Source organism: Kaistia hirudinis, assembly GCF_014196455.1.
GTDB lineage: Bacteria > Pseudomonadota > Alphaproteobacteria > Rhizobiales > Kaistiaceae > Kaistia > Kaistia hirudinis.
Genome location: NZ_JACIDS010000003.1, coordinates 1 through 24,416, shown reverse-complemented (window position 1 = coordinate 24,416; position 24,416 = coordinate 1). Strand labels below are relative to the sequence as shown.

Genomic DNA, 24,416 nt, shown 5'->3' with positions numbered 1-24,416 from the left:
GGAAGAGGCCTCCGATGACCCTGAGCGAGAGCTACGCGACGCCCTCATTGCTGCCCGCGCATCCGCGTGTGATCGCGCTGGCGAACCAGAAGGGTGGCGTCGGCAAGACCACGACGGCGATCAATCTCGGCACGGCGCTGGCTGCGATCGGCGAGGAGGTGCTGATCGTCGATCTGGATCCACAAGGCAACGCATCCACCGGCCTCGGCATCGACCGCAAGAGCCGTCTGCGCTCGACCTATGATCTGATGGTCGGCGACTCCGTGCTGTCCGAGATCGTCGTCGAGACGGCCGTGCCGCGCCTGTCCGTCGCCCCGTCGACCATGGACCTGCTCGGCGTCGAGCTCGAGATTGCCAGCCGCTCGGATCGAGCGTTCCGCCTGCGCCGGGCGATTGCCAGCCATATGCAGCGCGCGGAATCGATTCGTGGCCGAAACTATACGTATGTTCTGGTCGATTGCCCGCCATCGCTGAACCTGCTCACCATCAACGCGCTGTCGGCGTCGCATTCGATCCTGGTGCCGTTGCAATGCGAATTTTTCGCGCTCGAGGGTCTCAGCCAGTTGCTGGCGACGGTGGAGCAGGTGCGTCAGGCACTCAATCCGGAGCTGTCGATCCACGGCATCGTGATGACCATGTTCGACAGCCGCAACAATCTCGCCGGCCAGGTCGTGGCCGATGTGCGCGCGCATATGGGCGAGGCGGTCTACGAGACCATCATTCCGCGCAATGTCCGCATTTCGGAAGCGCCGTCGCATGGAAAGCCGGTGCTGCTCTACGATTTCAAATCGACGGGGAGCCAGGCCTATTTGCGGCTCGCGTCGGAGATCATCCAGCGCGAGAAGCGGCTGCGTGCCGCCTGAGGACGCGTCCAGTTCGGGAGATCGAAGATGAGCGAAGACGGATCGCGCCGGCGGCTCGGCCGCGGACTCGCCGCCCTGATCGGGGATGTCGACACGGAAGCGGTGGTGAGCGAGCGGGCGCGTTCGTCGCGCCGCGTGCCGACGGCCTTCCTGCGGCCCAATCCGCGCAATCCGCGCCGGTCCTTCGGCGAGGAGGACCTCGCCGATCTCACCGCGTCGGTCCGCGAAAAGGGCATCGTGCAGCCGATCCTGGTCCGGCAGGTGCCGGCCGGCAGCGACAGCTTCGAGATCATCGCGGGCGAGCGGCGCTGGCGCGCGGCGCAGCGTGCGGGCCTGCACGACGTGCCGGTCATCATCAACAATGTCTCCGATCAGGAAGCGCTCGAGCTCGCGATCATCGAGAATGTCCAGCGCAGCGATTTGAACCCACTGGAGGAGGCGCTCGGCTATCAGCAGCTGATCGACGAGTTCGCCTATAGCCAGACCGCGCTCGCCGATGTGATCGGCAAGAGCCGGCCGCATGTCGCCAATACGCTGCGGCTGCTGAAGCTGCCCGAAAGCGTTAAGGACTACCTCCGCGACGGCAAGCTGACGGCCGGCCATGCGCGGGCGCTGGTCACGGTCGAGGATCCGGCCGCCGTCGCGGCGCGCATCGTCGAGGGCGGGCTGACCGTCCGCGACGCCGAGGCGCTGACGCAGCAGGAGAAGGAGCCGAAGCGCGGCGCCGCCAAGCCGAAGGCGGACAAGGACGCGAACACGCGGGCGTTGGAGCGTCTGCTGTCGGATACGCTCGGGCTGCTGGTCACGATCGATCACCGCCGCGACGGCTCGGGCACGCTCAAGATCGGCTATTCGACGCTGGAACAGCTTGATGCGGTCTGCCGCCTGCTGAAGCGCGACTGAGCTTTTGGCGGCTCAGCCCCGGCGGCTGGACTCCATCTCCGCCTCGGGCGGCTCCCAGCCGAAGACGCTGCGCCCGCCATAATCATGCGAGCGGCGGCGCTCCTCGCCGACGAATTCCTGGAAGGACGGGCCGCCGACCTGGCCCTCCAGGCGTCGCGCCTCCCGATCAAGTCGCCGGATCGCGTCCAGCTTCTCATCATTGCCGAGGCGCGCAGCGGTGACGGCGGATTTCAGCACGGTGATCGTCTGGTCGAGCACGCGGGTCGGCACGGGATAGGGGTGGCGGTCCTTGCCGCCATGGGCGAGCGAGAAGCGCGCCGGATCGGCGAAGCGGCAGGGCGTGCCATGCACGATCTCGGCAACGAGCGCGAGCGAGCGTACGGTGCGCGCGCCGACGCCGGGCACCAGAAGCAATTCGGAAAAATCGGTTGGACCCTGCTCGGCTGCGGCGGCCAGCGCCCCGTGCAGGCGGCGCATCATGACGTCCTTCGGCCTGACGTCGTGATGGGCGGGCATGACGAGATGCGGCAGGAACGGAGCGTCCGGCGCGGCGGCGGGCGCTTTGGCGGGCTGCAGGGCGGTCGCCTCGTTCACGATGCCGTCCGGCCCGAGATCCGTCAGCAGGTCGAGTTGCGCCTTGCGGGCCGGGGCCGCGCGATGGTCGGCAAGGTTCACGATCGTGCCGCAGCTGCGCCCGTCGATCGCGGCATGCGGCGCGTCGACGAAGCTCGTCAGCCCTTCGGAGAGCCAGTGATAGCGCCGCGCCAGGCGGCTGTCGCCGTTCATGCCCTGCTGGACGACGACCCATTTGCCGTCGTCGGTGACGATGAAGCCGTGCAGATAGAGATCGAAGCCATCCTGAACCGCGGCACTGTCGACCTTGGCGACAAGCCGCGAGGCGCGCGCCAGCGCGGCGCCGTCGAGGCCGACGCGCTCGCCAATCGCCATGAGTTCGCCCGGCGTCGCGCGCGAATGGGTGCCGCGGCCGCCGCAGACATGCAGGCCGAGCTCGCCCGAAAGCGGTGTCAGCCCGCGCTTCAGCGCGCCGATGACGCTGGTGGTGATGCCCGATGAGTGCCAGTCCATGCCCATGACGGCGCCGAAGGACTGGAACCAGAAGGGATGGGCGAGGCGGCGAAGGAACTCGTCGCGGCCATAATGCTGGCAAATCGCTTCGGCGATGACGGCGCCGAGCCGCGTCATACGCTGGCCGAGCCATGCGGGAACCCGCCCGCCATGCAGCGGCAGATCGGCGCTGCCCGCGCGCTTCGCCATGATGTCGCTCCGGAACAAAGAACGAACGATTTCTATCATGCCGATCGCCGCCAAGAAAGCGTGACGCTGGCGCGAGGCTGGTCGGCTTCTAGGTGGGACGAATAGGCGAATACACGCATCGGACGATGACAGAGCGCCCCGTCTGGATCATCCTATGGCCGATTGTCGTCGGCGGACTGCGTCGGCGGCGATCCGATGGCAAAAGCCACGCAGATAACGCCTGCTCGGGAGAACGCCCATGCCGCCGGTTTCGTCCGCATCCTCCAGCCGTATCCGACGATCATCGCCCTGTCTCTGAAGCTCGGCATCCGCTGGGCAGCCATCATGGGGCGCGAAGCGGTGGGCTCGTAGCATGGTCCGGCTGATCGATGTGGCGCGTCTTGCCGGTGTGTCGACCGCGACCGTGTCCTATGTCCTGAACGGCACGCGGCCGATCTCCGACGATGTGTCGGAGCGGGTTCGCCGCGCCGCGAGCGAGCTCGGCTATCGCCCGAACCGGATCGCCCAGGCGCTTCGAACCGGCTCGACCCATACGCTCGGCCTGATCGTGCCGGATCTTTCCAATCCCTGGTTCGCGGAGGTCGTGCGCGAGGTCACGCTCGCGGCGCAGAAGGAGGGCTATCTCGTCCTGGTTGCGGATACGGTCGACAATGCGGAGCAGGAGCGCGAGCTGCTCGCCAAGATCGCCGCGCATAATCTCGACGGCATCTTCCTGATCCCGGTCGGCACCGCCATCGCCGCGCCGCCGCGCCTGCCGATGGTCGTCCTCGACCGCGCCGTCGAGGGCTTCGATGTCGTCTGTTCCGATCATATCGAGGGCGGACGGCAGCAGGCGGGGATCGTCCGCGCCGCGGGGCGCCGCCGCGTGCTGCTGCTCTCAGGCCCTGCGATCAGCTCGGCCGAAGAGCGGCGGAGTGGCTTCCTCGAGGCCATCGGCGGTGATGTCGCGGTCACGGAGCGCCGGATCCCCTTCAGCCGCGAACTGCCCGCGGAAGCATCCGCGGCGCTGGTGGCCGGGGATTTCGATGCGGTGGTCTGCGCCGACGATCTGATCGCGCTCGCCGTCATGGAGTTGCTGCATGGCGCGGGGCGCCGCATTCCCGGCGAGGTGCTGGTCGTCGGCTATGACGATATCAGCTGGGTCGCGCTGGTCACTGGCGGGCTCGCGACCATTCGCCAGTCGCCGGCGCGGCTCGCGGCCGAGGCGGTCGCGCGCATGCTGGCCCGCGTCCGCGATCCGGGCGCTCCGGTTGAGACGCTGCGCCTCCCCGTCGAGGCGCAGGTTCGCGCGGCCGGCGCGGTCGCCCGAAGCCGAAGGCCGCCGCGCACCACGCCCTGAGCGGCGGGTCGCCTAGGCGGAAGCCCGCGCGTCGATTGCGGCAAGCGGCAGCGAGCGGGCGCGCGCGAGGTCGGACAGGATCAGCTCATGTTCCGCCGCGTTGATCCCGATGCGCGGGGTCTGAAGCGCGGGATCGCGGGCCGCGAGGTGGTCGAACACGATGGCGAGCCCCGCCCGCCGGGCAACTGCCTCGAGCAGGATCAGGCCACGGCGGACGTGATAGGTGCTCGACACCAGCTGGGCATGCCGCACGCCGAGCCGCGCCAGGATCGGGACGGACAGCAGCGCATTGCCGACCGTGTCCTCGGCCAGCGGTTCGAGATGCAGCCGGTCGGCTGAGATCCCTTCCTCCGCCAGCCCGCCCGCCATCGCCTCTGCCTCGCTGCGCGGTGTGCCGAGCGGGCCGCCGGTGAGCACGATCGGCGCCTCCGGATGGGCAGCGGCGAGCGTATGCGCCACGGCGAGACGCTGCAGCAGGCGCGGCCTCATGCTGCCGTCCGGCTCGAGCTGGTGGCCGAACACGATGATCGCGGCGCGGTCCGGCAGGGGCGACGGCACGGTGCCCGTCTCGTGCTCGATGACCTCGAGCGCGAGAATTCGATCGACGTAAGAGTCTGACATCATTGCGATTGATGATCCGCGCAGTTGCCCTTCGCCGGGCCGGTGGACAGAGGGATCGCGGCGCGCACCAGGCCTCGCCGCAGGACGCCGGGAACCTCATTCCATCGCGGCATGGCCGCAAGGGAAATATTTCAATTCCATTTGCAAAAATAAATCGAACTGTAATCGGCCTGTCATCTGCCGCGCCTACCTGACCCCACCGACGCGATCTCAGCCGGCCCTCCGGCCGTGCCCAACGCAGGAGACGACCCGTGACTCGCAGCCTCAGAGTGCTCCTTCTGGCGGGAGTGACCCTCGCCGCCATGGCCGCGTCGGCAAGCGCCGACATGAAGCCGGTCGGCACCGACAGCTTCAACATGAAGCATCTCGATTTCGACGCCGCGACGCTGACGCGCGAAAATTTCTACGATGTGCTGGTTCCGGTCGCGAAGCAGGAAGGAGAGGTCAATCTCTACTCCTTCGCCGCGTCCTTCCCCGTGTTCTGGAAGGAGGCCGTGATCCCCGGCTTCGAGAAGAAATACGGAATCCGCGTCAATTTCTACGACGTGAAGGAAGACGTCGCGAAGCAGCAGCTGATCGCCGTGCACCAGGCGGATCAGGATTCGCCGGCCGACGCCTATTTCGCGCCCGGACCGACCCCGGCCGAGACGCGCAATACGCCGATCATCGCCAATCTGCCGCTCGCCGACGTCCTCCCCGAGGCGAAGAACTTCGACGAGACGCTGCTCCACGTGTCGTTCGGCTTCGACCATGGCGGCACCTTCATGCCGCTGCACCGCGACCAGACCGGCATGGGTTACAACAGCGCGCTCATGAAGCCCGAGGAGGTCCCGGCCGACTTCCCGGCACTGCTCGCCTATGCCAAGGCTCATCCCAAGCAGGTCGCGATCACCTCGCCGCTCAAGGGCGGCTCAGGCGAGAATTTCCTCTATGCGCTCGCCCAGAGCATGCTGACCGGCGAATGCCACGACAAGCTCGCGAGCGATTTCGGCTGGGATGACGCCGCCGCCGCCGAATGGGTCAAGACGAGCGGCTGCTTCACGCCGGTCTGGGCGTATCTGCGCGAGCTCACGCCGCTGGTCGAGGTCACCAACGGCAATGCCGACACGCAGAACCTGATCGCCAACAACGCGGCGACGATCGGCACCGTCTGGGAGGACTACGCCTACACCTTCGTGCAGGACAAGCAGCTCCCCGAGACCTATCGCATCACGCTGCTCGCCAACGGCCAGGACGGCGGCGGCGACGGCATCTTCGTGGTCCGCAACGCGGTCCATCCGGCGGCCGCCATGCTGCTGATCGACTATGCGATGAGCTACGAGCCGCAGTTCTGGAAGATGAAGAACATGGCCTCGCGCACGGCGCGCAAGGACATCGCCATCACCGATGCGATCGACGCGAAGAACGCGCAGTTCCTCGTGCCTGAGGCGATCTACCGCAAATATGCCATCGGCTACCCGACCGTCCCCGTCATGACGGCGATGCGCGACGCCTATGTGGCTGAGATCGTTTCGAAGATGTGATCGGAAGAACCGGATCGGATGACATCGATGGCCCATCTGCGCATTGCAGGCCTGACGAAGTCCTTCGCGGACGCCGTCGCGCTCCATCCGACCGATCTCGACGTCGAGCAGGGTGAGTTCATCACCCTGCTCGGACCCTCGGGCTGTGGCAAGTCGACCTTCCTGCGCATGCTGATGGGCATCGCGGCGCCGAGCGGCGGCGCGATCTGGCTCGCCGGCGCGCGGATCGACGCGATGCCGCCGGAGAAGCGGAACATCGCAATGGTGTTCCAGTCCTACGCGCTGTTCCCGCACCTCTCGGTGCTCGGCAACCTCGCCTTCGGCTTGAAGATGAAGAAGGTGCCGAAGGCCGAGCAGGAGCGCCGCATCGCGCATGCGGTGCGGATCTGCAATCTCGGCCCCTATGTCGCGCGCATGCCGCGCCAGCTCTCCGGCGGGCAGCAGCAGCGCGTCGCGCTGGCGCGCGCGATCGTCATGGAGCCCGACCTGCTGCTCTTCGACGAACCGCTGTCCAATCTCGACGCCAAGCTGCGTGAGACGCTGCGCGAGGAACTGCTGACGCTGCACCGGCGCGTCGGCGGCACCTCGATCTATGTGACGCATGACCAGGACGAGGCGATGTCGATGTCCGACCGCATCGTCGTCATGAATGAAGGTCGCGTCGTCGAGACCGGAACGCCGTTCGATCTCTACCGCGCGCCGAGGAGCCGGTTCACCGCCCGCTTCCTCGGCCGCACCACGCTGGTCGACGCACTGGCCGGAAAGGGCATGGCCCGGCTGCCCTGGGGGCAGATGATGCCGATCGATTCCGCCGCATCGGGCCCGGTCGCGCTGTCGATCCGGCCCGAGGATCTCGATCCCGCCCTCGATCCGGACGGCGCCGGCGTCGTGACGGGGTTCCAGTTCCTCGGCTCGGCGGTGTTCTACCATGTGCTGGCCGGCGACATTCGGCTGACGGCGAGCGCGCCGGCCCGCGAGGCGCCCATCCCCGCGGGCAGCCGCGTGGCGCTGATCTCCCGGGCGCCGCTGCATGTCCTCGACGACAGCGCGGGCGCCGCGTCATGACGGGTGGCCGGCGATGAAGGGCGATCAGCCGAACGGGCGGACGATCGCGCTGCTGCTGCTGCCCGGCGTCGGGCTGCTGGCGCTGCTCTTCGGCATTCCGCTGGTCTCGGGCATCTTCGGCTCGTTCGGGCTCGGCATGGGTGCGGGCCGCAATGCCGGTCCGACTCTCGCGAGCTATGCCAAGGTGTTTGGCGATCCGCGCTATCTCGCGGGCCTGCGCACCACGCTCTATTACGGCGCGATGGCGGTCCTGGTGGATCTCGTCGTGGCCATTCCGCTCGCGCTGGCGCTCGGCCGGTCTTTCGTCGGCCGCAAGCTGTTCAACGGCCTCTACAAGATCCCGCTTGCCGTGCCCGGCATCGTCGTCGCCTTCGCGATGCTCACGCTGCTCGAGCAGGGCGGGTTCCTGAGCCGCGTGCTGCATCTGGTCGGGCTGTCGCTGCCCCGCCTGGTGCGGGACCCCTGGGGCATCGGCGTCATCGCGGCCATGGCCTGGAAGGATATCCCGTTCATGACGCTGATCATCGTCGGCAGCTTCGCCGCCGTGCCGGAGGAGCTGCTGCATGCCGCGCGGGCCTTCGGCGCCTCGCCGCTCCGCGCGTTCCTCAAGGTCCGCCTGCCGCTCGCCATGCCCGGCATCACGGCGGCGATCCTGCTCTCCTTCATCCGCTCGACCGGATCCTTCGTGATCCCCGACGTGCTCGGCGCGAGCTATCCGCTGCCTCTGTCGGTCCTCATGTACCAGGCGTTCCGCGACTCGAACTGGCCGCTCGTCTATGCGATCGGCACGGTGCTGATGCTCGCTTCCTTCCTGATCCTGCTGTCCTATTATTTCCTGACCGCGCGCATCGTCGCGCCAGCCGGGGGCGGAGGCCGATAGATGGCCCGTTCCAGCCGCATTCCCTTCTCGACCGACGATTCGCTCTGGCTGGCGATCGGGCTCTACAGCGCCCTGGTGCTCGTCATCGGCGTGCCGCTCGCCATGATCGTGCTGTGGTCCTTCGCCGATGGCTGGTTTCCCCCGGCGCTGATCCCGACGGCCTTCACGCTCGAACACTGGCGGCAGATCGTCGAGGATCGCGGCCTCGCCGAGGCGACGCTGCGCTCGATCCTGATCGCGACGACCGTCACCGCGCTCTCGGGCGTCATCGCCCTGCCGACCGCCTGGGCGATGGCGCGCTTTCCCTTTCGCATGAAGCGGGCGGTCGAGATGTTCGTGCTCGCGCCGCTGATCGTGCCGGGGCTGGTGGTGGCGGTCGGCGTCGGGCAGCTCTTCCTGTCGCTGCGGCTCGCCTATACCGTGCCGGGCGTGATCCTGGTCCAGCTCATCGGCACGCTGCCGCTGATGATCCGCCTGCTCTCCGCCTCGCTCGGCACGATCCCGGAGGATCTCCTGCTCGCAGCGCGCGCGCTCGGCGCCTCGCCGCTTCGCGCCATGCTCGCCGTCGTCCTGCCGCTGTCGGTCCCGACGCTTGTCGCGGGCGGGCTGCTGACGTTCGTCGAAAGCTTCCAGGAATTCGACATGTCGTTCATCGTCGGCGCGCCGCTCGTCGAGACGCTGCCGGTCCGCCTGTTCTTCTATCTCGACGGGTCGGGCATCCGCTTCACCAGCGCGGCCGTGGTCAGCCTGATCCTGCTGGCCCCGGTGCTGATCGTGTTCGTGCTCGCCGGACGGATCATGCGCGACGACGTCATGGCGTCGGGCATGGGGAAGCTTTGAGGAAAACTATCGCTTGAGGCGATAGCCGGTGCGGAAGATCCAGAAGACGATTGCCATGCAGGCGAGCATGAAGGCGAGCGTCATGCCGAGGCTCACGCCGACATGGATGTCGGAGGCGCCGAAGAAGCTCCAGCGGAAGCCGCTCACCAGATAGACGACGGGATTGAACAGCGTGACCGTCCGCCAGAAGGGCGGCAGCATGTCGATCGAATAGAAGGAGCCGCCGAGGAAGGTCAGCGGCGTCACGATCAGGAGCGGGATCAGCTGCAGCTTCTCGAAATTGTCGGCCCAGATGCCGATGATGAAGCCGAACAGCGAGAAGGTGATCGCGGTCAGCAGCATGAAGCCGATCATCCAGAACGGGTGATCGATCCGCAGATCGACGAAGAAGGCCGCCGTCGCGAGCGTGATCAGCGCCAGCATGGTCGATTTCGTCGCTGCCGCCCCGACATAGGCAATCACCGTTTCGAGCGGCGAGACCGGCGCGGAGAGCAGCTCGTAGATCGTGCCGACGAAGCGCGGGAAATAGATGCCGAAGGAGGCGTTCGAGATGCTCTGCGTCAGAAGGCCGAGCATGATCAGCCCCGGCACGATGAAGGCGCCGTACGAGACGCCGGCGATCTCGTTCATGTGCGAGCCGATCGCCGATCCGAAGACGACGAAATAGAGAGAGGTCGAGACGACCGGCGCCACGATGCTCTGCAGCAGCGTGCGGCCCGTGCGCGCCATCTCGAAGCGATAGATCGCGGCGATCGCGTGGATGTTCATCACTTGCCCCGCACCAGGCCGACGAAAATGTCCTCGAGCGAGCTTTCCTCGGTCTTGAGGTCGCGGACCTGGACGCCTGCGGCCGGCAGCTCGCGCAGCAGATCGCCCACGCGGGACGGTCCGCCATCATAGGCGAAGGTGAGCGTCGTCCCGTCTTCCGAGCGCTCCAGCCCGAAGGCCGCGAGCGCGGGCGGCACGGCGGCCACGGGCTCGGCGAGTTCGAGGATCAGATGCTTGCGGCCGAGCTTCTGCATCAGCGCGCGCTTCTCCTCGACGAGGATCAGCTCGCCGCGCTGGATGACGCCGATCCGGTCGGCCATCTCCTCGGCTTCCTCGAGATAATGCGTCGTGAGGATGATGGTGACGCCCTTGTCGCGGAGACCCCGCACGACGCGCCACATGTCGTGGCGCAGCTCGACATCGACGCCCGCCGTCGGCTCGTCGAGGAACAGCATTCGCGGCTCGTGCGACAGCGCCTTGGCGATCAGCACGCGGCGCTTCATCCCGCCCGAGAGCGTGATGATCTTGTTGTCCTTCTTGTCCCAGAGCGAGAGGTCCCTGAGGATCTGCTCGATACGGGCTGGATCGCGCGGCTTGCCGAACAGGCCGCGGCTGAACGAGACGGTGGCGAACACGGTCTCGAACGCGTCGGTGGTCAGCTCCTGCGGTACAAGGCCGACCAGCGCGCGCGCCGCGCGATAGTCGTGGAGGATGTCGTGCCCGCCGATGGTGGCGCTGCCGCCGGTCGGCCGCACCAGCCCGCAGACGATGCTGATCAGCGTCGTCTTGCCGGCGCCGTTCGGCCCGAGCAGCGCGAAGATCTCCCCCGGCGCGATGTCCAGCGAGACGTCCTTCAGCGCCGAGAAGCCCGACGCATAGGTCTTGGAAAGATTCCGGATGGAGAGCATGGGCGGCATGGCTGTGTAGATAGGCGATATCAGGGGGCGGTACCAGTGCAGGCCGGCGAGGACTTTCGAACTGCGTCCTCGGCCCGTCCGATCTCGCGCGCGGGTCCCCGCGAGACATCTCGTTTCAAATTCCGCCGATGGAGCAATGGTTCGAAACAGTTCGGCGAAAGGCGGCAAAGGACCCATGATAGGAGGGCAGTGACATCCGGAGTTCGACGATGAAGACGATGCGATCTGTCCTGGCACCCCTGATTCTCCTGGCGGCAGGCCTTGCCGGCTGTTCCGGCGGCAACGAGACCGCCTCGGCGAGCGGCCAGATGCCCGGGGCCGGCAATCCCGTCGTCGAGGTCGGCGTGCTGACGCTGAAGAAGCAGGCCGTGCCGATCATGGTCGAAGTCGCCGGACGCACCAGCGCGCTTGAGACCGCGGATATCCGCCCGCAGGTCGACGGCATCATCAAGCGGCGCGTGTTCACCGAAGGCTCGGCCGTGAAGGTCGGCGACCTACTCTACGAGATCGATCCGTCGAGCTATCAGGCGACCTATGATGCCGCGGCGGCGGCGCTGGAGAAGGCCGAGGCCGCGGTGCCGAGCGCGCAGGCCAAGGTCGACCGGTACAATCAGCTCGTCGGCGCCAATTCGGTGACGGGGCAGAACCTCGACGACGCCAAGGCCGCGCTGGCGCAGGCCAATGCCGATGTCGCCGCGGCCAGGGCGAGCGTCGAGCAGGCGCAGATCAACCTCACCCATACCAAGGTGACGGCGCCGATCGACGGGCTGATCGGCACGTCGTCGGTGACGGCCGGCGCGCTGGTGACGGCGAACCAGACGACGCCGCTGGCGACGATCCGCCAGATCAACCCGATCAATGTGGACCTCAGCGATTCGAGCGTGAACCTGCTGCGCATTCGCGGCATGCTCGACAGCGGCCGCCTCAAGCGGACCGACGGGCCGCCCAAGATCACGCTGATCCTCGAGGACGGGAGCGTCTATCCGAAGACGGGAACGCTCGAATCGACGGATGCCGCCGTCAGCCAGACGACCGGCACCTTCTCAATCCGCTCGCGCTTCCCCAATGACGACCGCACCTTGCTGCCGGGCATGTATGTCCGCGCTCGCATCGATGTCGGAACGGATGAGAGCGGCTTCCTGGTGCCGCAGCGCGCGATCGACCGCAATGCCAAGGGCGCGGCGACGGCAAAGTTCGTGACGGCCGACAACAAGGTCGAGACCCGCATCCTCAACACCGTCCAGGCCGTCGGCAATGACTGGCTCGTCGATGAGGGCATTGCTGAGGGCGACCGGCTGATCGTCGATGGACTGCAGAAGGCCCGCGACGGCGCCAGCGTCACGCCGGTCGCGGTGACGCTGGATGCGAACGGCGTCGTGGTCGAGGACAAGGCGGCACCCGCGACCGCCGATCCGGCAGCGACCACGCCTGCCGCTACCAAGTGAGGATCGGACGATGGCGAACTTCTTCATAGATCGGCCGATCTTCGCGTGGGTGCTGGCGATCGTCGTGATGCTGGGCGGCGCGCTCGGCGTCTACACGCTGCCGATCGCGCAATATCCCGAGATCGCGCCTGTCACCGTGCGCGTCTCGGCGAGCTATCCAGGTGCAAGCGCCGAGACCGTCGAGAATTCGGTCACCAAGGTGATCGAGCAGGGCATGACCGGGCTCGAAAACCTGACCTATATGTCGGCGTCGAGCTCCTCCGACGGGAGGTCCTCGATCCAGCTGACCTTTGCGAGCGGGGTCGATTCCGACATCGCCCAGGTCCAGGTGCAGAACAAGCTGCAGCTGGTCGAATCGCAGCTGCCCGATGCGGTCGTCAATCAGGGCATCACGGTCACCAAGTCGACATCGTCGATCCTGATGGTCGGCGCCCTCGTCTCGACCGACGGCTCGATGAGTTCGTCCGATCTCGGCGACTATTTCTCCTCGACCTTCGAGGATTCGATCAAGCGGGTCGAAGGCGTCGGCGACGTCAATGTCTTCGGGTCGGGCTATGCCATGCGCATCTGGCTCGATCCCGCCAAGCTCGCCAAGTACCAGCTGATGCCCGGCGACGTGTCGAACGCGATCACGGTGCAGAACCGCCAGATCTCGGCCGGCCAGCTCGGCGCCCTGCCGAGCCCCGACGGCCAGCAGCTCAATGTGACGGTCACGGCGCAGAGCCAGCTGCAGACGCCGGAGGAGTTCCGCCGCATCATTCTGAAGACGACACCGGACGGGTCGATCGTGCGGCTCGGCGATGTCGCGCGGGTCGAGATCGGGTCCGAGAGCTATACGACGACGTCGCGCTATGACGGCCTGCCGGCCGCCGGCTTCGGCATCAATCTCGCGACGGGCGCGAACGCCCTCAACACGGCGGCGGGCGTCAAGGCGACGATGAACACGCTGAGCGCCGGCCTGCCATCCAACATCCAGATCGTCTATCCCTACGACACGACGCCCTTCGTGCAATTATCGATCGAGAAAGTGTTCGAGACGCTCGCCGAGGCGATCGTGCTCGTCTTCCTCGTGATGTACGTCTTCCTGCAGAATTTTCGCGCGACGCTCATCCCGACGATCGCCGTGCCCGTCGTGCTGCTCGGCACGTTCGGCGTCCTCGCCTTCTTCGGCTATTCGATCAACACGCTGACGATGTTCGCTATGGTGCTGGCGATCGGCCTCCTCGTCGACGATGCGATCGTGGTGGTCGAGAATGTCGAGCGCCTGATGGCCGACGAGGGGCTGTCGCCGCGCGATGCGACGCGTAAATCCATGGGCGAGATCACCGGCGCCCTCGTCGGCATCGCGCTGGTGCTGTCGGCCGTGTTCCTGCCGATGGCGTTCTTCTCGGGATCGGTCGGCGTCATCTATCGCCAGTTCTCCGTGACGATCGTCTCGGCGATGGTGCTGTCCGTCCTCGTCGCCATCGTGCTCACGCCGGCGCTCTGCGCCACGATGCTGCGGCCGACCGGCCATGGCGCGCGGCGCGGCTTCTTCGGCTGGTTCAACCGCAATTTCGAGCGCACGGCGGACAGCTATCAGCGCGGCGTCGGCGGCGTCATCCGGCGGCCGAAGCGCTATCTCGCGGCCTATGCCCTGATCCTCGCCGGCGTCTATGGCCTGTTCACGGTCCTGCCGAGCTCGTTCCTGCCGGAGGAAGACCAGGGCGTGCTGATGACGTCGATCACGCTGCCGCCCGGCGCCACCGAAGCGCGGACGCTGGCCGTGGTGAAGCAGGTCGAGGCCTATTTCGAGCAGAACGAAAAGGCCAATGTCGACAGCGTCTTTGCCGCGATCGGCTTCGGCTTCAACGGCAATGGCCAGAATTCCGCCATGGCCTTCGTGAAGCTCAAGGACTACAGCGAGCGCAAGGGCAAGGACCAGTCGGCGCAGGCGATCGCCGGACGCGCCATGGTGGCCTTCTCGAAGATCCGCGATGCGCAGGTCTTCGCGCTCTCGCCGCCGGCGCTGCCCAATCTCGGCCAGTCGAACGGCTTCGAGATGTATCTCCAGGATACCGGCGGGGCCGGGCAGGAGAAGCTCAAGGCGGCGCGTGACCAACTGCTGGCGTCTGCTGCAGCCAATCCCAATCTCGCGGGCGTCCGCCAGGGCGGGCAGGAGGACCAGGCGCAGTTCAAGATCGACATCGACCAGGGCAAGGCCGGCGCGCTCGGCGTGGCGCTGTCCGACATCAACACGACGCTGTCGGTCGCCTTCGCCGGCTCCTACGTCAACGACTTCATCGACCGCGGCAAGGTGAAGCCGGTCTGGGTCCAGGCCGACGCGCCCTATCGCGCGGGGCCGGAGAGCCTCCAATCCTGGTATGTGCGCAATGCGTCCGGCGAGATGGTGCCGTTCTCCGGCGTCGCCAGCGCCAGTTGGGGGCGGGGGTCGCCGAAGCTCGACCGCTACAACGGCATTTCGGCGGTCGATATCCAGGGCTCGGCTGCGCAGGGCGTCTCCTCGGGCACGGCGATGGACGAGATGCTGAAGCTCGTCGCCGAATTGCCGGACGGATTCACGGCGGCCTGGACGGGCCTCTCCTATCAGGAGCAGCTTTCCGGCAACCAGGCGCTGGCGCTCTATGCGATCTCGATCCTGGTGGTCTTCCTGTCGCTCGCCGCGCTCTATGAGAGCTGGTCGATCCCGTTCTCGGTCATGCTGGCGGTGCCGATCGGCGTCCTCGGCGCTTTGGTGGCGGCAAAGCTGTTCGGGCAGTCGAACGACGTCTATTTCAAGGTCGGCCTGCTGACGACGATCGGCCTCGCGGCCAAGAACGCGATCCTGATCGTGGAATTCGCGCGGGATCAGCAGGCGGCGGGACGGGAACTGGTCACGGCGACGCTGACCGCCGCGCGCCAGCGGCTCCGCCCCATCCTGATGACCTCGTTCGCGTTCATCCTCGGCGTGCTGCCGCTCGCCATCGCGACGGGCGCTGGGTCGGGCGCGCAGAATGCGGTCGGCATCGGCGTGATGGGCGGCATGTTCGCGGCGACGTTCATCGGCATCTTCTTCGTGCCGATGTTCTATGTCGTCGTGCGCCGCTTCTCGGACAGGCTTGCCAATCGCGCGAAGAAGACCGCGGTGCCCGCGGTCGAGAGCTGAGGCCGGTGGGCAGGCGCTGAATGAGAGGCGACGGGCTTTATGAGCCCGTCACGATGCGCCGCAGCGCCTCGTTGATGCGGTCCTGCCAGCCGGGACCGTCGGCCTGGAAATGCTCGAGTATGTCGCTGTCGATCCTGAGCGTGACCTGCTCGCGGCCCGGCGGGAGCGGACGCTCTTTCGGGGCTTCCGGCTGCTTCTTGGCGAAGACGGCCTCGGCGGCCTTGAAGGGATCTCTGGGGCGTGTGGCCATGTCGGTCTCGCTCGTGTTGCGGATGATGGGCCCTCAAACGCCAAGGACAGCCGGCCGGGCGGCCGACTGTCCCTGAAGTCGTTGTGGGCATCCCGGAAAAACACACGGATACGCGCCCACGAACAAAGGTTTAGCGGCATTCTCTTGAAAATTGGTTAAACGTGTCGGTGATCGTAATCGGCGAGGCGCGCGCTTCGAAGGACGGTCATCGCCGGGCTCTATTTCGCCGGCGCCGTGTCCCATTGTGCGCCCTTGGACGAGCCGAACGACGTGCCGAACTTTACGAAGCCGCCGACCTTCACGCAGGTCGTGCCACCGGCCACGGCGACGAAACCGGGCCCGAAGGCGGAGCAGACCTGGTTGTCGATCGAATCGGCCTGCTTCGGCGCGGCGCCGGGCGCGGGTGCGGCATCGGCCGGCGGATCGGCGATCCACTTTCCCGCCGCATCGAAGGTCCCCTGCGCCGCCGCCGGCACGGCGAGCGCCGCCAGCAGCAGCGCGGCCATGATCGGCAATGTCGGATGAAGGAGGGTCATGCGCGGCTCCGGACGGCGGATGGGAAGGGCTAGCACGGCGCCGGCCCTTCCGCCACCGCGCCGGCTTCACGCTTCGGTGGCTGCCGGCTCGCCAGTCTCGGCCGTGCCGTCCTTGCGCTTCGGCACGCCCGGTCCGCGCAGCGCCACATAGATCGCGGGGATCACCAGCACGGTGAGCGCGGTCGAGGAGGCGAGGCCGAACAGCAGCGAGATCGCGAGGCCCTGGAAGATCGGGTCGGTCAGGATCACCGCGGCGCCGATCATCGCCGCCAGCGCGGTGAGCAGGATCGGCTTGAAGCGGATCGCGCCGGCCTCGATCAGCACGTCGATGCGCGGCCGCTCCGCCGTCTGGGCGTGGCGGATGAAGTCGATCAGCAGGATCGAGTTGCGCACGATGATGCCGGCCAGCGCGATGAAGCCGATCATCGACGTCGCCGAGAACGGCGCGCCGAACAGCCAATGGCCGATCATGATGCCGATGAAGGTCAGCGGGATCGGCGTCAGCACGACCAGCGGCAGGCGGAACGAGCCGAACTGCGCGACGACAAGGATGTAGATGCCGAGAATGGCGATGCCGAAGGCGGCGCCCATGTCGCGGAACGTCACCCAGGTCACCTCCCACTCGCCGTCCCACAGCAGCGTCGGATGGGATTCGTCATCCGGCTGGCCGTGCAGCGCGACGACCGGCTTCGGCAGATTGCCCCAGTCGGCGGCGTCGATCGCGTCGGAGACGGCCATCATCCCGTAGACCGGCGCCTCGAACGCGCCGGCGAGTTCGGCCGTGACCATTTCCGCCGGCCTTCCATTGTGGCGGAAGATCGGGAAGGACGCCGGCTCGCGGGTGACAGTCACCACGTCGCCGAGTTCGACCACGCCGCGCCCGCCGGGCAGGGCATTGGCCGGAACCGGCACGGTCAGGCCGCGCTCGTCGACCACGCCGTCGCTCTTCGAGAGCGCGATGCGGATCGGGATCGGCTGGCGGCCACCGCCGCGATGCGAATAGCCGACGACCTGGCCGCCATAGAGCGCGCTGATCGTGTCATAGGCGTCGCTCTGCTCGACCTGGTAGAATTCGAGATTGTCCTGGTCGATCGCCATGCGCACGCGCGTCGGCTGGGTGTGGAAGGAATCGTCCACGTCGACGATGAAGGGAACGCTCCGGAAGATTTCCTCGACCTTGGTCGCGACGGCGCGGCGGGTCTGCGCATCCGGGCCATAGATCTCAGCGAGCAGCGTCCCGAGCACCGGCGGTCCCGGCGGCGGCTCGACGACCTTGATCCGCGTTCCCTCAGGGAAGGGAAGGTCCTTGATCCGCTCGCGCAGTTCCAGCGCGATGGCGTGGCTCTCGCGGTCGCGATCGCCCTTCGGCGTCAGGTTGACGACGAGGTCGCCCTGGTTGGGCGCCGAGCGCAGATTGTAGTGGCGGACCAGGCCATTGAAGTTGAACGGCGAGGCGGTGCCGGCATAGCTCTGGAACGAGATGATCTCCGGCACCGGGCCGAGCCGGTCGGCGATCTGCTGCAGCACGCGGTTGGTCGCCTCGACAGACGCGCCGGGCGGCAGGTCGACGATGACCTGCAGCTCCGCCTTGTTGTCGAAGGGCAGCAGTTTGACCGTAACGTGCTTGGTGTAGATCAGCCCCAGCGAGGCGATGGTCGCCGCGCCGACGACCAGCAGGAAGACCCAGGAGCGCGTGCGCGAGACCAGGATCGGCCGGGCGACGGCGGTGTAGGCCCGTCCGAGCCAGCCGCCATGCGCCGCCTCATGCTCCCCATGGCCGTGCGCGGCATGTCCTTTGCCGCCTAAGCGAAGCATCAGCCAGGGCGTCAGGATGACCGCGACGAAGAAGGAGAACAGCATCGCGGCAGAGGCATTGGCCGGGATCGGACTCATATACGGGCCCATCATGCCGGAGACGAACAGCATGGGCAGCAGCGCGGCGATGACGGTGAGCGTCGCGACGATGGTCGGGTTGCCGACCTCCGCCACGGCCTCGATCGCCGCCTGCCGGCGCGGGCGCCCGTCCTTCATCGCCCAGTGTCGTGCGATGTTCTCGATCACGACGATGGCGTCGTCGACGAGGATGCCGATGGAAAAGATGAGCGCGAACAAGCTGACGCGGTTGAGCGTGTAGCCCATGATGCGCGCGGCGAAGAGCGTCAGCAGGATCGTCGTCGGGATGACGATGGCGACGACGATCGCCTCGCGCCAGCCGATCGCGATCGCGACCAGCACGACGATCGAGACGGTGGCGAGCCCCAGATGGAAGAGCAGCTCGTTCGCCTTCTCATTGGCGGTCTCGCCATAGTTCCGCGTGATCGTCATCTCGACGTCCTGCGGGAAGATCTGGCCGCGCACCTGCTCGAGCCGCTCGGTGACCTTCTCCGCGATGACGACGGCGTTGGTGCCGGGGCGCTTGGCGATGGCGAGCGAGACGGCGGGCGCGCGTTCGAGGCCCCCATCGCCCTTGCGGATCTCGGTGACGCGGGATTCGTTCGGCTCAGTCGCGAGCACGACATTGGCGACGTCGCGGACATAGACCGGGCGGCCGTCGCGTGCGGTGATGAAGAGATTGCCGATATCGGTCAGCGTCTGCAGCGTCTGCCCGGCGACGAGTGTGCGCTGTTCGCCATCGTCGCGCACCCGCCCGACCTGGAAGGAACGGTTGGCGCCGGCGACCTTGGCCTGAAGCTGGCCGAGCGTGATGCCGTAGAGCGAGAGCTTTTCGGGATCCGGCTCGACGCGGATCTCCTCTCCCTGTTCGCCGCTGATATAGGTGAGGCCGATATCGGGGAGCTTCGCGACCTCGACCTGCAGCTCGCGCGCAAGCCGCGTCAGCCCGTTCTCGGTCCAGCGATCGGCGGCCCCCTTGGCCGGCGTGAGCGTGACGACGACGATCGCGACATCGTCGATACCGCGCCCGACGATCAGCGGCTCCGGAATGCCGACCGGGATGCGGTCCATATTGGCGCGAATCTTTTCGTGCACGCGCAGGATCGCGTCATCGGAATTGGTGCCGACCAGGAAGCGGGCCGTCAGCAGGACGCCGTCATCGTCGGTCTGCGAATAGACATGCTCGACGCCGTCTATGCCCTTGACGATCGTCTCGAGCGGCTCGGTGACCAGCTTCTCCGCATCGTCGGCCTTGAGGCCGTTGGCGGAGACGTGGATGTCCACCATGGGAACGGAGATTTGCGGCTCCTCCTCGCGCGGCAGCGTGATGAGGGCGACGATGCCGAGCGCGAAGGCGGCGAGCAGGAAGAGGGGCGTCAGCGGCGAACCGATGAAGGTCCGCGTCAGATTGCCAGCGATGCCGAGTTTCATTGCGCGTCTTCCGGCAGGAGGATCCGGTCGCCGTCGCGAAGCCCGGTCAGGACCTCGACGAGCGGCTTGCCATCGGCCTCGAAGGTCGAGCCGAGAATGACGGCGACATCGAGCGGGCCATCGGCGCCGGCGATGCGGACATAGTCGACGCCGTGGCGGGTGATGATGGCCTCTGCCGGAACGCCGATCGCATCGTGGCTGCCGACCGGAATCCAGACCAGCGTGCGCTCATTGACGAAGAAATCGCCGATGCCGTCGACATCGACATCCGCGATGACACGACCGTCGACGATCTCGGGATAGACCTTCACGATCCGCCCCGGCCGCGCCGCGTCGACGCCGCCGCTCGCGCTCGTGCTCATGCCGCGCCGGCCGACCAGAACGGTGCTCTCGGTGCGGATCTGCGTCGCATGACGCTCGGGCAGCGACAGGCGGAGGTAGTATTTGCCGGTGGCGATTCGCCCGACGGTCTCGCCGGCGAGGATCACCGAGCCGAGCGTCACCGGCACCGACAGCACGCGGCCGGTCGCAGGTGCGAGCACCGAGCCCTCGCTCGACTGCTGCTCGATTACGGCGCGGTCGGCCTCGGCGGCCGTGACCTGGTTGACCGCGACGTCGTAATTCATCTTCGCCTGGTCGACATTGGCCTGGCTGACCACGCCGCGTCCCAGCAATTGCTGCGCGCGGTCGAGCGCCAGCTTGGCATTGTCGAGTTGCGAATTGAGCTGCTTGATCCGCGCGTCGGCGGCGTCGCGCTGGAGGGCCAGCTTCTCGTCGACGACCTCGGCGATCACCTCGCCCTCCTTCACCTCCTGGCCTTCCTGGATCGCGATGGAGCGGATGGTGCCGCCGATGCGGGCGCGCGCCGGCACGACATTGCTGCTCTCGACCTGGCCGAACACCGCCTTAAGCTCGGGGATGGTGACGGATTTCGCCGTGAACTCCCCGGCGAAGGCCGGCAAGGCGAGGAGGGCGGCGAGGGCTAGACCGGAGAGGAGAGACGTCGGTCGGATCATGGCTCTGACAGTGCTTTCGCGGAAAGGGAGTGCGGACGCGGCCGGGGGATGCCGCGTCCGCACGGCCGGCCCAGGCTCAGGAAAAGACCTTGCCGGGCTGGACGCCGAGTTTCTTGAAGACCATCGCCGCTGGGCAGAAGCCGGTGACGGAGGCCTGCATCAGGTTGAGCCCGACAAAGGCAGTGAGCCAGAGCCAGTAGGGCGAAACCCAGGTGGCGAGCGCCAGCGACAGGAGAACCATGAAGCCGGCGAACATCATGACGGAACGATCGATGCTCATGTGAAGAATCCTTCAGATCTGGAAACGGGGATTATTTTCCGGGAGCTTCGTCCAGGTGGATTTCCTTCAGCTTCTTGATGCCGAGGACGTCGAGGACGAGGTTTTCGTAGAAGGTGTCGCTCTGGCCGAGGCGGACCTTGCGCAGGAAATACTTCTCGAAGCCAATCTTGGCCGCGTGAACCCATTTGCCCTGCGAGGCCCAGTTCACATTGCGCGGCGGAATCTGCGGCTGCGCCACGAAGGCGATGCCCTGATCGCCGAAATCCGCGAGGCAGACCGCGTTCCAGGTCGCGACGGCCCTCGGCTCCGCGCCGTCGAGCAGGGCGCGGACGTTCTGCGCGGTCGCCGTGACCATGGATTCGATCATGAAGCCGGTCTTGGGCACGCCGACCGCGAGCGGGGTCTTGCCCACCGGCGGGATCGCGACGCAGACGCCGACCGAGAAGATGTTCGGGAAGGCGGCATTGCGTTGGTGGCGGTCGATCTGCACGAAACCGCGCGGATTGCTCAGCCCCTCGATGCCGGCGACGGCCGGAACGCCGCGGAAGGCCGGCAGCAGCATGGAGAAGGCGAAAGGAAGTTCATGCGCGGCCTTGAGGGAGCCGTCCTCATTGACCTCTTCGACGGCCATGCGGCCCTCGTCGACGCGGGCCACGCGGGCATTGGTGATCCATTTGATGTGACGCTCGCGCATCGCCGATTCGAGCAGGCCCTTGGTATCGCCCACCCCGTCGAGCCCGAGATGGCCGACATAGGGCTCCGGCGTGACGAAGGTCATGGGCACGCGGTCGCGCACCTTGGCCCGCCGCAGCGCGGTGTCGAGGATGAAGGCGAACTCATACGCGGGGCCGTAGCAGGAGGCGCCCTGCACCGCGCCGATGACCACGGGTCCCGGCGCCTTCACAAGCGCCTCATAGGCCTCGCGGGCCTTTTCGGCATGGTCGATGGTGCAGACGGACTGGGTGTGGCCGTTGGGGCCGAGGCCGGGCACCTCGTCAAAGGCGAGGTCGGGTCCCGTCGCGATGATGAGATAGTCGTAGTCGAGGGATCTGCCGTCGTTGAGCTCGATCCGGTTTTCGGACGGATGGATGCGCTTCGCGCCTTCCGGCCGCAGCGTGATGCCGCGCTTCGCAAAGACGCCTTCGAGATCGACGCTGATATCCTCCCGCTCGCGCCATCCCACGGCGACCCACGGGTTGGATGGAACGAAGGTGTAGGTGCTGCCGAGATTGACCACGGTCAGGCGATCCTCCGCCCGCACCGCGGCCTTCATCTCATAAGCCATGATCACGCCGCCGAGACCGGCGCCCAGAACCACGATATGTGCCATCGCAAACTCCTCCCGAGGCCTTGCGCCGTGGCGAGCCGCCCCATGCGGCATGGCACGCGATCAGCCCGAAGATGCCGGCGCTGGTGTCTGGCTCCTTGCGCGAAAATCCCGCGATGCCATCTTGTGACGGACGAGCAGCCCAGCTCCGACCTCAGGCTTGCACATAACATTCAAAAGTTCTAAATTCAATATCATGAATGTAGAAGATCTGATCCCGGCTTCAGAGCGCGCTGCCGATCTGATGCGGAGCCTCTCCCATCCCCAGCGGCTGCTGGCGCTGTGCGCGCTGGGCGGCGAGGAAAAATCCGTCGCGGAACTGCGGCAGGAGCTCGGCATCGATCAGGTGCCGATGTCACAGCAGCTGATGCGGCTCCGGGCCGACGGGCTGGTGGAATCCCGGCGCGAGGGGACGACCGTCTATTACCGGATCACGCGTCCCGAGGTGGTGACGGTGGTCGAGGCCCTGCATGCGGCTTTCTGCCGGCCGGGCTCGGCCGATGCCTGCGAGGTGCCGCAGGAGGCTCAGGGCGCCGCGGACGGTTCGATGCGATAGAGCGAGAACCGCTCCACGACGACATCGCCGTAGCGCTGCTCGGCGGTGCCGAGCGGCTCGACCGTCGGGAACACCTTTTTGAGCTGTGGGCCGATGTCCCCGCGCGAGACCACGAGGCCCGTGCCGGTGAGGTTCTCCGGGCGCGGCTCGGCGAGCATGCGATAGCGTTCGGGCTCATTGCCCTGTGCGACCGGGATGCCGGTCAGGAGCATCGAGAGTTCGGCATTGAGCTGATAGTCGAAGGTCAGCACATAGCGCGCGCCGATCGCGCCGGCTTTCGCGCGGACCGAGGCGGCAAGCGCGTCCCAGCCGCGTGTGGTCCGCAGGATCGGCTCCTTGCGGCCGAACGCCGTCGTGGGGCCGATCACGACATAGATCGAGCCGATGACGGCGAGGGCGAGCGCCAGCGGCAGGGCGGCGCGCGAGACGAAGGCGCGGACCCGTCCGGCGGTCGGTGCGAAGGCTGCGGCGGCCGTGATGGCGAGGGCGGGATAGAGGAAGCCCGGCCAATTGCCCTCGACCCGGGCCCGGAGCGCGTGAAACGCGAAATAGGCTGAGGGCACGAGGATCAGCGCGAGCAGCAGGCGCCGCGCGGCGGCGCTCCGATAGGCTCCGGCCGCCAGGGGCAGCAGGCCGAGAATGCCGAGCGCGAAGATGAGGGGCGTGGCGAGGCCGATCTGCGCGCCGATCAGTTCGGCCAGAAAGCGCGGCGCGAACGGCGCCTCCCGTGCGACGCGGCCGCCCTGCTTGAGGAAGGTCGCCCAGCCATGGCTGGCGTTCCAGAGGATGTTGGGCGCGAAGACCGCGAAAAGCGCCACGAGCGCCAGCCAGGGCTTCGGCGTCAGGAGCTGGCGGCGCCAGGCGGGGATGATCAGCACGGCGATCGAGAAACCGGCGGCGAGCAGCGCGGCGGAGTATTTCGCCTCGAAGGCGAGGCCCGTCGCGGCGCCCATGAGCAGCCAGTCGCCGAGGCGGTCACGAACCGTCAGACGGGCGGCGCAATAGACCATGGCAGCGGAGAACAGCACGAGCGGCGCGTCGGGCGTCGCGACCGTCATGCCGAAATAGCCGATCAGCGTGACGTTGAAGAAGAGCGCGGCCAGCGGCGCGCGGTCTTCGTCGCCGAGGAGGATGGCGGCGGCGCGCCAGACGAAGAAGCTTGCCGGCAGCGCCGCGAGCGCGCATGCGAAGCGCACGCCCAAGGGCGTCTCGCCGAAGAGCAGCGTTCCAGCGCGGATGAAGAAGGCGATCAGCGGCGGATGGTCGAAATATCCGGCCGAAAGGCTGCGCGCCCAGAGCGCGTAATAGGCCTCGTCCGGAGCGAGCGGCGTCAATCCGGCGATGAACAGACGGCCGATCGCCAGCGCGGCAATCAGCGCCAGCGCGATGCGTCGTCCGGGCAACGACGCGCCGTCGGGGCTCACGCGCGGCTTTTCCATACGAGCGAGGCGCTGAGGAGGTAGTTCCAGACGGCGCCGACGATGGAGCCCGCGACGCCTGCGGCCCACCATGTGGCGGTCTCGTGGAACACCCAGCTGGCCGC

General features: G+C 67.1%; 22 protein-coding genes. 11 read left to right on the top strand and 11 right to left on the bottom strand.

Annotation, left to right across the window (positions count from 1 at the left end; genetic code table 11):
• The first annotated feature begins 14 nt into the window (after positions 1-14).
• Together GGR25_RS10180 and GGR25_RS10175 are read left to right on the top strand one after the other, a co-directional pair.
• Positions 15-863, top strand: a complete 849-nt coding sequence (locus GGR25_RS10180; RefSeq protein ID WP_183398697.1) for a ParA family protein — start codon at positions 15-17, stop codon at positions 861-863.
• Between the two features lie 27 nt (positions 864-890).
• Positions 891-1,766 carry a ParB/RepB/Spo0J family partition protein gene (locus GGR25_RS10175; RefSeq protein WP_183398696.1) on the top strand — a complete coding sequence of 292 codons (876 nt, stop codon included), beginning with the start codon at positions 891-893 and terminating at the stop codon, positions 1,764-1,766.
• A gap of 12 nt (positions 1,767-1,778) precedes the next feature.
• Here the strand turns inward: GGR25_RS10175 and GGR25_RS10170 are convergent, their stop codons facing one another.
• Entirely contained in the window at positions 1,779-3,041 is a 1,263-nt protein-coding gene (locus GGR25_RS10170; RefSeq protein ID WP_183398695.1) for a DUF763 domain-containing protein, read from the bottom strand.
• A 195-nt stretch (positions 3,042-3,236) separates the two neighbouring features.
• On the opposite strand from GGR25_RS10170, the gene GGR25_RS10165 reads away from it, so the two are divergent.
• Positions 3,237-3,392 carry a hypothetical protein gene (locus GGR25_RS10165; RefSeq protein WP_183398694.1) on the top strand — a complete coding sequence of 52 codons (156 nt, stop codon included), beginning with the start codon at positions 3,237-3,239 and terminating at the stop codon, positions 3,390-3,392.
• A gap of 1 nt (position 3,393) precedes the next feature.
• A complete protein-coding gene (locus GGR25_RS10160) occupies positions 3,394-4,380 on the top strand; it encodes a LacI family DNA-binding transcriptional regulator (RefSeq protein WP_183398693.1) in 987 nt (328 codons plus the stop codon).
• 12 nt (positions 4,381-4,392) lie between these two features.
• On the opposite strand, the gene GGR25_RS10155 is transcribed toward GGR25_RS10160, so the two are convergent.
• Positions 4,393-5,004 carry a YdcF family protein gene (locus GGR25_RS10155; protein ID WP_183398692.1) on the bottom strand — a complete coding sequence of 204 codons (612 nt, stop codon included), beginning with the start codon at positions 5,002-5,004 and terminating at the stop codon, positions 4,393-4,395.
• A gap of 248 nt (positions 5,005-5,252) precedes the next feature.
• On the opposite strand from GGR25_RS10155, the gene GGR25_RS10150 reads away from it, so the two are divergent.
• Genes GGR25_RS10150 through GGR25_RS10135 form a run of 4 tightly spaced genes read left to right on the top strand, consistent with a single transcriptional unit; the run spans position 5,253 to position 9,309 of the window.
• Entirely contained in the window at positions 5,253-6,524 is a 1,272-nt protein-coding gene (locus GGR25_RS10150; RefSeq protein ID WP_183398691.1) for an extracellular solute-binding protein, read from the top strand.
• Positions 6,525-6,551: 27 nt separating this feature from the next.
• Positions 6,552-7,589, top strand: a complete 1,038-nt coding sequence (locus GGR25_RS10145) for an ABC transporter ATP-binding protein (protein WP_183399531.1) — start codon at positions 6,552-6,554, stop codon at positions 7,587-7,589.
• Between the two features lie 13 nt (positions 7,590-7,602).
• Positions 7,603-8,469: an ABC transporter permease gene (locus GGR25_RS10140; RefSeq protein WP_183398690.1), complete on the top strand. Its 867-nt coding sequence runs from the start codon at positions 7,603-7,605 to the stop codon at positions 8,467-8,469.
• Complete coding sequence (locus GGR25_RS10135) at positions 8,470-9,309, top strand: ABC transporter permease (RefSeq protein ID WP_183398689.1); 840 nt, start codon at positions 8,470-8,472, stop codon at positions 9,307-9,309.
• A 6-nt stretch (positions 9,310-9,315) separates the two neighbouring features.
• On the opposite strand, the gene GGR25_RS10130 is transcribed toward GGR25_RS10135, so the two are convergent.
• Positions 9,316-10,077 carry an ABC transporter permease gene (locus GGR25_RS10130; protein WP_183398688.1) on the bottom strand — a complete coding sequence of 254 codons (762 nt, stop codon included), beginning with the start codon at positions 10,075-10,077 and terminating at the stop codon, positions 9,316-9,318.
• Positions 10,077-10,994 carry an ABC transporter ATP-binding protein gene (locus GGR25_RS10125; RefSeq protein WP_183398687.1) on the bottom strand — a complete coding sequence of 306 codons (918 nt, stop codon included), beginning with the start codon at positions 10,992-10,994 and terminating at the stop codon, positions 10,077-10,079. Before GGR25_RS10125 ends, GGR25_RS10130 begins: the two co-directional genes overlap by 1 nt.
• A gap of 209 nt (positions 10,995-11,203) precedes the next feature.
• Here GGR25_RS10125 and GGR25_RS10120 point away from each other — a divergent pair, with 209 nt between their 5' ends.
• Together GGR25_RS10120 and GGR25_RS10115 are read left to right on the top strand one after the other, a co-directional pair.
• Positions 11,204-12,439 carry an efflux RND transporter periplasmic adaptor subunit gene (locus GGR25_RS10120; RefSeq protein WP_183398686.1) on the top strand — a complete coding sequence of 412 codons (1,236 nt, stop codon included), beginning with the start codon at positions 11,204-11,206 and terminating at the stop codon, positions 12,437-12,439.
• Positions 12,440-12,449: 10 nt separating this feature from the next.
• A complete protein-coding gene (locus GGR25_RS10115; RefSeq protein ID WP_183398685.1) occupies positions 12,450-15,584 on the top strand; it encodes an efflux RND transporter permease subunit in 3,135 nt (1,044 codons plus the stop codon).
• 37 nt (positions 15,585-15,621) lie between these two features.
• On the opposite strand, the gene GGR25_RS10110 is transcribed toward GGR25_RS10115, so the two are convergent.
• The 6 genes from GGR25_RS10110 to GGR25_RS10085 form a co-directional block, all read right to left on the bottom strand.
• The gene (locus GGR25_RS10110) at positions 15,622-15,834 is read right to left on the bottom strand and encodes a BrnA antitoxin family protein (RefSeq protein ID WP_183398684.1); all 213 of its coding nucleotides are present in this window, start codon (positions 15,832-15,834) and stop codon (positions 15,622-15,624) included.
• A 218-nt stretch (positions 15,835-16,052) separates the two neighbouring features.
• Positions 16,053-16,370: a porin gene (locus GGR25_RS10105; protein ID WP_246409532.1), complete on the bottom strand. Its 318-nt coding sequence runs from the start codon at positions 16,368-16,370 to the stop codon at positions 16,053-16,055.
• Between the two features lie 66 nt (positions 16,371-16,436).
• Complete coding sequence (locus GGR25_RS10100; RefSeq protein WP_183398683.1) at positions 16,437-19,694, bottom strand: efflux RND transporter permease subunit; 3,258 nt, start codon at positions 19,692-19,694, stop codon at positions 16,437-16,439.
• Positions 19,691-20,710, bottom strand: coding sequence for an efflux RND transporter periplasmic adaptor subunit (locus tag GGR25_RS10095; RefSeq protein WP_183398682.1), 1,020 nt, complete (start codon positions 20,708-20,710; stop codon positions 19,691-19,693). Before GGR25_RS10095 ends, GGR25_RS10100 begins: the two co-directional genes overlap by 4 nt.
• 76 nt (positions 20,711-20,786) lie before the next feature.
• On the bottom strand, positions 20,787-20,990 hold the full coding sequence (locus GGR25_RS10090) for a YgaP family membrane protein (protein ID WP_183398681.1): 204 nt from the start codon (positions 20,988-20,990) through the stop codon (positions 20,787-20,789).
• A gap of 31 nt (positions 20,991-21,021) precedes the next feature.
• Positions 21,022-22,320, bottom strand: coding sequence for an NAD(P)/FAD-dependent oxidoreductase (locus GGR25_RS10085; protein WP_183398680.1), 1,299 nt, complete (start codon positions 22,318-22,320; stop codon positions 21,022-21,024).
• 193 nt (positions 22,321-22,513) lie between these two features.
• Between GGR25_RS10085 and GGR25_RS10080 the strand changes: the two genes are divergently transcribed.
• Complete coding sequence (locus GGR25_RS10080) at positions 22,514-22,873, top strand: ArsR/SmtB family transcription factor (RefSeq protein ID WP_183398679.1); 360 nt, start codon at positions 22,514-22,516, stop codon at positions 22,871-22,873.
• Here GGR25_RS10080 and GGR25_RS10075 read toward each other — a convergent pair.
• Positions 22,843-24,297, bottom strand: coding sequence for a glycosyltransferase family 39 protein (locus GGR25_RS10075; RefSeq protein WP_343068018.1), 1,455 nt, complete (start codon positions 24,295-24,297; stop codon positions 22,843-22,845). The two genes, GGR25_RS10080 and GGR25_RS10075, sit on opposite strands and share 31 nt — an antisense overlap.
• Positions 24,298-24,416: the final 119 nt, after the last annotated feature.